The following is a 6,992-nucleotide window of genomic DNA, read 5'->3' as shown; positions in this document are numbered from 1 at the left end:
GCGCGCCGCGATCGGGGTCCGGAGCCTGGAGCCTCCGGCACTCTCCGTAATCGCCTGGCAAAACGCTCACAGCGCGTTACCGTCGTCGCCGACCCGCAGGGATCTCGTCCCGCCCTGCCGGGGAACCGGTCCCCCTCAGGAAGGCCCCCCGATGAATGCCTCCTTGCGGGCGACGGCGACGTTCGCCCTCGCCCTGATCCTGCTTCCCGGATTCGGAACCGGGCCCGCGCAGGCGCGGACCTGCGCCCACGGATCCTGCGGCGAGGTGAGGAACAAACTGCCCAGGACCTTCACCGTGAAGGCCGCCGTCTTCGGCGAAGGGCCGGAGCGTTGCGTCACCTACAACGCAGGCGGCTTCCCGTGCCGGACCTACTGGCTGCCCAGCGGAAAGAGCAGCAAGGACGTCGGAATCGACGACGCGGACGGATTCATGGTCGAGTCGACCTACCAGGTGGGGCACATCGCGGGCACCACCGTCCCCGGGTTCACCTGGACGAGGATCACCTCCCCGCTCACCACGTTCTGCGGCCTGCCCGCAGGCGCGACCACCCCCACGTGCTACTGGTAGGCGAGGTCACCCCCGGCCGGACGACCAGCGGGCGATGCGCCGCATACGGTGATCGCGCTCCGGATCGGGCAGTGCCGCGTCCAGCGACCGCCGCATCGCGGAGATCGCCTCGTCGAACCGGCCCAGACGGCCGAGCAGTTCCGCACGTACGGCCTGCCGGCGTTGGTCGTCTTCGGTCAGCAGATCGAGGGCGGCCAGGCCGGCGGCGGGCCCTTCGGCCTCGGCCACCGCGACGGCCCGGCCGAGCGCCGCGGCGCCGTTGGCGGGCTGGACCGACAGGAGCAGGTCGTACAGCCGGACCATCTCGGCCCAGTCCGTGTCGGCGGAGGTCGCCGCCACCGCGTGCTGGGCCGCCATCGCGGCCTGCAATTGGTAGGGGTCGGCCACGCCGTCCGTACGTTCCAGGGACGCCTCCAGCAACGCCAGGCCCTCGGCGATCTTGGCGGTGTCCCAGAGCGTCCGGTCCTGGTCGGCGAGCAGCACCACCTCGCCCGCGGCGTCCATCCGGGCAGGGCGACGCGCCTCGGTGAGGAGCAGGAGCGCGAGGAGCGCGGCGGGTTCCGGCGCGCCGGGCAGCAACCGCGCCAGCAGGCGGGTCAGCCGGATCGCCTCCGCGCAGACGTCCACGTCCGTCAGCCGCGCACCGGACAGCCTGGTGTGGCCGCTGGTGTAGAGGCTGTGGAGCACCGCGCACACGGCGGCCAGCCGTCCCGGCAGTTCGTCGGCCGAGGGCACCCGGTACGGGATCGACGCCTGGGCTATCTTCTGCCGCGTCCGCGTCAGCCGCTTCGCCATGGCGGCCTCACTGGTCAGCAGCGCCGCCGCCGTCTCCTCGACCGACAACCCGCACAGCGTCCGCAGGGCGAGCGCGACCCGGGCCTCCAGGGCGAGCGCCGGGTGGCAGCAGGTGAAGATCAGCCGGAGTTGGTCATCGTGGACCGCGCCTTCCGCCGGCTCGGGGGCATTGAGATCCACGAGTTCCGTCCCCTCACGCTCCTTGCCGGCGCGCAGTCCTTCCCTGCGGATGATGTCCACGGCCTTGCGCCGGGAGGCGACCGTCAGCCAGGCGCGCGGGTTGTCCGGCACGCCAGAGACCGGCCAGTCGCGCAGGGCCGCGATCGTCGCCTCCTGCACGGCGTCCTCCGCGAGTTCGAGGGCGCCGACCGTGCGGACGAGGGTCGCCAGGATGCGCGCGCCCTCGATCCGTACGGTCTCGGCGAGCCGGGCCTCGGCGAAGGAGGATCCGCCCTCCCGCGGCGCCGGCCCGCCGAGAGGCGGGCCCCCCGTCACCGGGCCCGGCACGGTGGGGTCACTCGCCGTCCAGCGGAAGCACGGGGCGGACCTCCACCGCCCCCTGCCAGGCGGACGGAATCTTCGCGGCGACCATGATCGCCTCGTCGAGGTCGGCGCATTCCAGCAGGTAGAAGCCGCTGAGCACTTCCTTGGTCTCGGCATAGGGGCCGTCGCTGACGACGACCTCCCCGCCGCGGGCGCCGACCACCCGCACCACGGTGGCGGTGCTGGTGGGACGCAGCGCGTTGCCCCCTCTGATGTGCCCGCCGGCCTCGTCGTGGAAGGCCCGGTACTGCTTCATGTCATCGGCCTGCTCGGGGGCGGACCAGTCGAGATCGGGCGTGTAGAGCAGGGCTGCGTACAGCGGCATGACGGCCGTCCTTTCGTGGGCGGACCGGGTCCGTGCCCCGGTCTCACACTGGGGACGAAGGGGCTCGGGCTCTCCAGGACATCTCTCCGGGAAATTCTTCCGGAGAGATGTCCTGACGGTACGGCTGTTCGTGCTTGACCGGTCGAGAATCCCTCCCCGTTCCCGGCCGCCGCCCATGGCCCCGATCTCGTACGGCGAGGCCGTACGGGCCGGGCCGTACCAGGTCAGGCGGGAAGGCGGGACGGAGCGGCGTCCGCCGGCTCCTCGCCTCCCGCCGCCTGGACACGCTCGGAGTGCCGCAGATGGTCGCGGGCGGTGGACAGGATCAGGATCCCGAGGACCAGGGCCCCGGCGGCGATGTAGAACGGCACGTGCACGTTGGTGTGCTCCACCAGCTTGCCGGCGGCGAAGGGGGCGAGCCCGCCGCCGATGAACCGGACGAACCCGTACGCCGCGGAGGCGATCGGCCGCTCGACCGGGGATACGGTCATCACGGCCTGGGTGGTGACCGTGTTGTTCACACCGATGAAGACGCCCGCGACGATGACGGCCGTGATGAGCACGGGCGGATGCGTGGTCCAGATCGCGATCACCAGCACGGTGACGGCGAACAGGGCGAGGTTGGCGTACAGCGTCCGGGCGACGCCGAAGCGGCTCTGCAGGCGGGGCGCCCCGAAGACGGCGAAGACGGCGACCAGGACGCCCCAGCCGGTGAAGACGAAGCCGAGCTGGATGGCGTCGAGCCCCATCGGGAAGGGCGCATAACCGAGGACGGTGAAGAACGCCCAGTTGTAGCACAGGGCGGTGAGCGACATCGTCAGCAGGCCGCGGTGCCGCAGCGCCCGCAGCGGCTCGCCCAGGCCGGTCTTGCGCTGGGGAACCGGTGTCGGCCGTACCAGAACCGCGGTGGAGATCATGGCGATGGCCATCAGGAACGCGACCCCGAAGAACGGCCCGCGCCAGCTGATGTTCCCCAAGAGGCCGCCGAGCAGCGGGCCCACGGCGATGCCCACCCCGAGCGCGGCCTCGTACAGGATGATCGCGCCGATGAATCCGCCGCTCGCCGAGGCGATGATCACGGCGAGGGACGTGGCGATGAACAGCGCGTTGCCGACGCCCCATCCCGCGCGGAATCCGACGATCGCCCCGATGCCGGGTGAGGCGCCGGCCAGCGCGCTGAAGACGACGATCAGGGCGAGGCCCGCCAGCAGGGTCCGCTTGGCGCCGACGCGGCTGGACACCCAGCCGGTGATCAGCATCGCGACGGCCGTCACCACCAGGTAGCTGGTGAACAGCAGCGTGACCTGGCTGGGAGTGGCGTTCAGTTCGCTGGAGATCGCGGGCAGGATCGGGTCCACCAGACCGATCCCCATGAAGGAGACCACGCACGCGAAGGCGACCGCGAAGACCGCCTTCGGCTGCTTGAACGGGCTCGCGGCCGTGGGATGACCACTCATCGACATGCTCCAAATCCAACGGGGTGGGGTTCAGGAGGCCCGGACGGTCGCCGGGCGCTCGTCGGGCATCAGGCTCGTCAGGCTGTCGATGGCCGGCAGCGCCGCGACGAGGCCGTCCAACTCCGCCTCGGCGAGCTGGGACAGGAGTTCGGAGAGCAGGGCGGCGCGGGCCGCGCTGCGCTCGGCCAGCGCCGTGCGCCCGGCATCGGTGACGTGCACCAGCACGACGCGCCCGTCCTCCGGGTCACCCGCGCGTTCGGCGAGGCCGGACTCCTGCAGCCGGGAGACGAGCTGGGTCATGGCGGGCTGGGTCACGCCTTCTCCGGCCGCCAGATCGGTCAGCCGCCGGGGACCCGACCGGCTGAGAAGGGACAACACCGATACCGCGGTGAGCGACAGTTCGCCGCGCGGGGCCAGCCGCAGGAACAGGCGCGTCAGCCGTTCCAGGGCCGCCGTGATCTCCATGGCGGGCAGGTCGCGCACACTGTCGCTGGAAAAATCCATAAGGAACTTATATCAGGACATTATGTAACTTCATGCACCCGGGTGCTCGCTCGCATCGGCCGCCGGACGTCCGCCCATCATGCGCAACATCGACGCGCCGCCCGTACGGAAGAATCGGATGACCAGCACTGCGGCCAGGGCGAGGAAGCAGATGTTGAGCCAGGTCGTGTAGTTCCACGCCACCTGCGCCTCGACGACCCGGGCCGCCCGCTCCCGCGGCGTCAGGCCCAGCGCCCAGAAGATCAGTTCGACGAGATATCCGGCGACGACCATCGTCAGGTAGAAGGTGCCGGCGATGAAGGCGGCCATCCGCAGGCCGTAGTACTTCCGGTAGATGTTGAGGATCGGCAGGATGATCAGGTCGGCGAAGATGAACGCGATCACTCCCCCGAAGCTGATCCCCCCGTTCCACAACACCGCCGCGAGCGGCACGTTGCCGATCGAGCACACGAAGCTGACGACGGCGACCAGCGGTCCGACGAGGGGGCCCCACAGCACCGCCAGGAGCGGATCTCCGGTGAGGAAGAAGTTCTTCCAGAACTCCATGGGAACCCACGCCGCGAGGGCACCGGTGATGAGCAGTCCGACGACGATGTCGCGCCAGATCGCGGCCCATTCCATGACGAAGATGTGCGAGATCGCGGTGCGGCCCTTCGCCGAGGTGAGCCGCCGCAGGAACGATCCTCCGCCCGCCACCGACATGTCCATCGCGGCGTGCCCCTCCATCGACCCGGCCAGTCCCTTTTCCGACTGCCGGAGCGCGTCGGCGACCAGGCGCCTGCGCAGGAGGATCCGGTAGAGCACCGCGATGAGCACGATCATGATCGGGCCGCCGACGAACTCCGCCAGTGTGAACTGCCACCCCAGCAGCAACGCCAGCAGAATGCCCAGTTCGAGAACGAGGTTGGTCGAGGCGATCTCGAAGGCCATGGCGGCGGTGAAGCTCGCCCCCTTGCGGAACAGCGACCGCGCGAGCGCCACCGCCGCGTAGGAGCACGACGAGGAGGCCACCCCCAGCCCGCTCGCGGCCGCGAGCGCCCTCGGCGAGTCGTCACCCAGCAGGGCCGTGACGGCCTGACGGCGCACCACGGCCTGGACGACCGCCGACAGGACGAACCCGAGGATCAACGCCCAGAGGATCTCCCACCCCATGGCTCCGGCGAGCGCCAGCGCGTGCCACAACCAGTCCATTCACGGACCTCCCGGCAGGCGGCCCTCGATCTCGCGGACCGGGCTTCTCGGTCGGGCCTCTCGGGCGGTGCGTACCCGGGCGGCATCAGGAGTAACGAGGGGGCGGCCATTCCAAGATTTGGAGTCCCAGGTCAGGTGCGGCGGATGGATCTAACGTAAGGTCTGAAAAGGACATATATGGATGAAGTTTCAAAGGAGGAGACGCCCGGGGAGGAAGGGATGCCGGTGCAGTTACGCCCATACTCGATTCGGGCGCGCTTCACGCTGGTGACCGCGATCCTGTCCGTGATCGTCTTCACCGCGATCGGCGTCGGCCTGGACTTCGCGGTCCGGACCAGGATCCAGGACGGCATCTACGCCGACTCCCAGCGCCTCGCCACCACCTGGATCGACTGGGAGCCCTACAGCGCGCCGCAACCGGTCACGACGACCCGCATCGACCTCCTCCAGTTCACCGACTCCCACAGCCGGGTGCTGGCGGCCAGCAAGGCCGCGGGCCATGTGCCGATGAGCAGGCTCCTGCCTCCGGAGGAGGATCGAATCCAGCACGGAACCGCGTGCACCCCGGCCCGGTGCGTCGTGTTCACCGTCGTCCGGGTCCCGCCTCTGGAGACGACCGTGCTCTGGTCGGGAGAGCCTCACTTCGTCTACGCGGGGATGGTCCAGCCGCCGATCCTCTCGGGACACCGCCTGGAGTGGCTCACCGGTCTCGGCATCACTTTGATGTCCGCCTTCGCGGCGTGGGTGGCCTGGTGGGTGGTCGGCCGCACGCTGCGCCCCGTGGCGGAGATCCGTGCCAGAACGGCCGAGATCACGGTGGGCGACCTGAGCCTGCGTCTCCCCCAGCCTCCCGGCCGCGACGAGATCGCCCAGTTGGCCCGCACGACCAACCGGACCCTCGCCCGGCTGGAGGAGGCGGTGAACCAGCAGCGCCAGTTCGCGTCCGTCGTCTCCCACGAGCTCCGATCCCCGGTCTCCGGCCTGTATACACGGCTCGAGGAGGCCGTGCTCTACCCCGACGAGGTGGATCTGCGGGAGACCGTCGCGGCGGCCCTGTCGACCACGAAGCGCATGCACGCGATCATCAACGACATCCTGGTCCTCGCCCGGCTCCGCACCGTCGTCCCGGCTCCGCACGTGCCGATCGACCTCGGCGCCCTGGTGGCCGAGGAGGCCGCCGGCCAGGCGAACGGTCCCCCGGTGCGCACGTACACCACCGGTGACCTGATGGTCCTCGGCAACCGGATCCAGATCATCGGCGTGATGAACAACCTCCTGGTGAACGCGTGCCGGCACGCCGAGACACGCGTGGAGGTGACCGCGGTGGGCGCGGGCGGGTACGCCGTGGTGAACGTGACCGACGACGGGGCGGGCATCGCGCTCAAAGATCGGGAGCGGGTCTTCGAACCGTTCGTCCGCCTGGACGACGGCCGCCGGCGCGACCCGGGAGGCAGCGGCCTCGGCCTGGCCATCTGCCGCGACATCGTCAGCGCCCACCACGGCACCCTCGGCATCGAGGACTCGCCGAGAGGCGCCCGCTTCGTCCTCCGACTGCCGCTCCTGGAGGCGGACCGGGCGCCCATGCACACGTGACCGGCTCTCCAGCCGT

General features: G+C 70.4%; 7 protein-coding genes. 2 read left to right on the top strand and 5 right to left on the bottom strand.

Features of this window, described 5'->3' with window-relative positions:
* Positions 1-151 precede the first annotated feature (151 nt).
* Positions 152-568 (top strand): hypothetical protein, encoded by a 417-nt coding sequence (locus Pmi06nite_RS38855; protein ID WP_203958246.1) that lies wholly within the window; start codon positions 152-154, stop codon positions 566-568.
* A 6-nt stretch (positions 569-574) separates the two neighbouring features.
* Here the strand turns inward: Pmi06nite_RS38855 and Pmi06nite_RS38850 are convergent, their stop codons facing one another.
* The 5 genes from Pmi06nite_RS38850 to Pmi06nite_RS38830 form a co-directional block, all read right to left on the bottom strand.
* A complete protein-coding gene (locus Pmi06nite_RS38850) occupies positions 575-1,858 on the bottom strand; it encodes an RNA polymerase sigma factor (protein WP_239114498.1) in 1,284 nt (427 codons plus the stop codon).
* A gap of 19 nt (positions 1,859-1,877) precedes the next feature.
* A complete protein-coding gene (locus Pmi06nite_RS38845) occupies positions 1,878-2,231 on the bottom strand; it encodes a YciI family protein (RefSeq protein ID WP_239114497.1) in 354 nt (117 codons plus the stop codon).
* 224 nt (positions 2,232-2,455) lie between these two features.
* Positions 2,456-3,688, bottom strand: a complete 1,233-nt coding sequence (locus Pmi06nite_RS38840; protein ID WP_239114496.1) for an MFS transporter — start codon at positions 3,686-3,688, stop codon at positions 2,456-2,458.
* A 30-nt stretch (positions 3,689-3,718) separates the two neighbouring features.
* Positions 3,719-4,192 (bottom strand): MarR family winged helix-turn-helix transcriptional regulator, encoded by a 474-nt coding sequence (locus Pmi06nite_RS38835; protein ID WP_239114495.1) that lies wholly within the window; start codon positions 4,190-4,192, stop codon positions 3,719-3,721.
* Positions 4,193-4,222: 30 nt separating this feature from the next.
* On the bottom strand, positions 4,223-5,383 hold the full coding sequence (locus tag Pmi06nite_RS38830; RefSeq protein ID WP_203958244.1) for a permease: 1,161 nt from the start codon (positions 5,381-5,383) through the stop codon (positions 4,223-4,225).
* A 177-nt stretch (positions 5,384-5,560) separates the two neighbouring features.
* Between Pmi06nite_RS38830 and Pmi06nite_RS38825 the strand changes: the two genes are divergently transcribed.
* Entirely contained in the window at positions 5,561-6,976 is a 1,416-nt protein-coding gene (locus Pmi06nite_RS38825) for a HAMP domain-containing sensor histidine kinase (RefSeq protein ID WP_203958243.1), read from the top strand.
* The last annotated feature ends 16 nt before the right edge of the window (positions 6,977-6,992 follow it).

Source organism: Planotetraspora mira (genome assembly GCF_016863275.1).
GTDB classification, from domain to species: Bacteria; Actinomycetota; Actinomycetes; order Streptosporangiales; family Streptosporangiaceae; genus Planotetraspora; species Planotetraspora mira.
The sequence above is the reverse complement of the archived record's forward strand: the minus strand, read 5'-3'. Positions and strand labels throughout refer to the sequence as shown.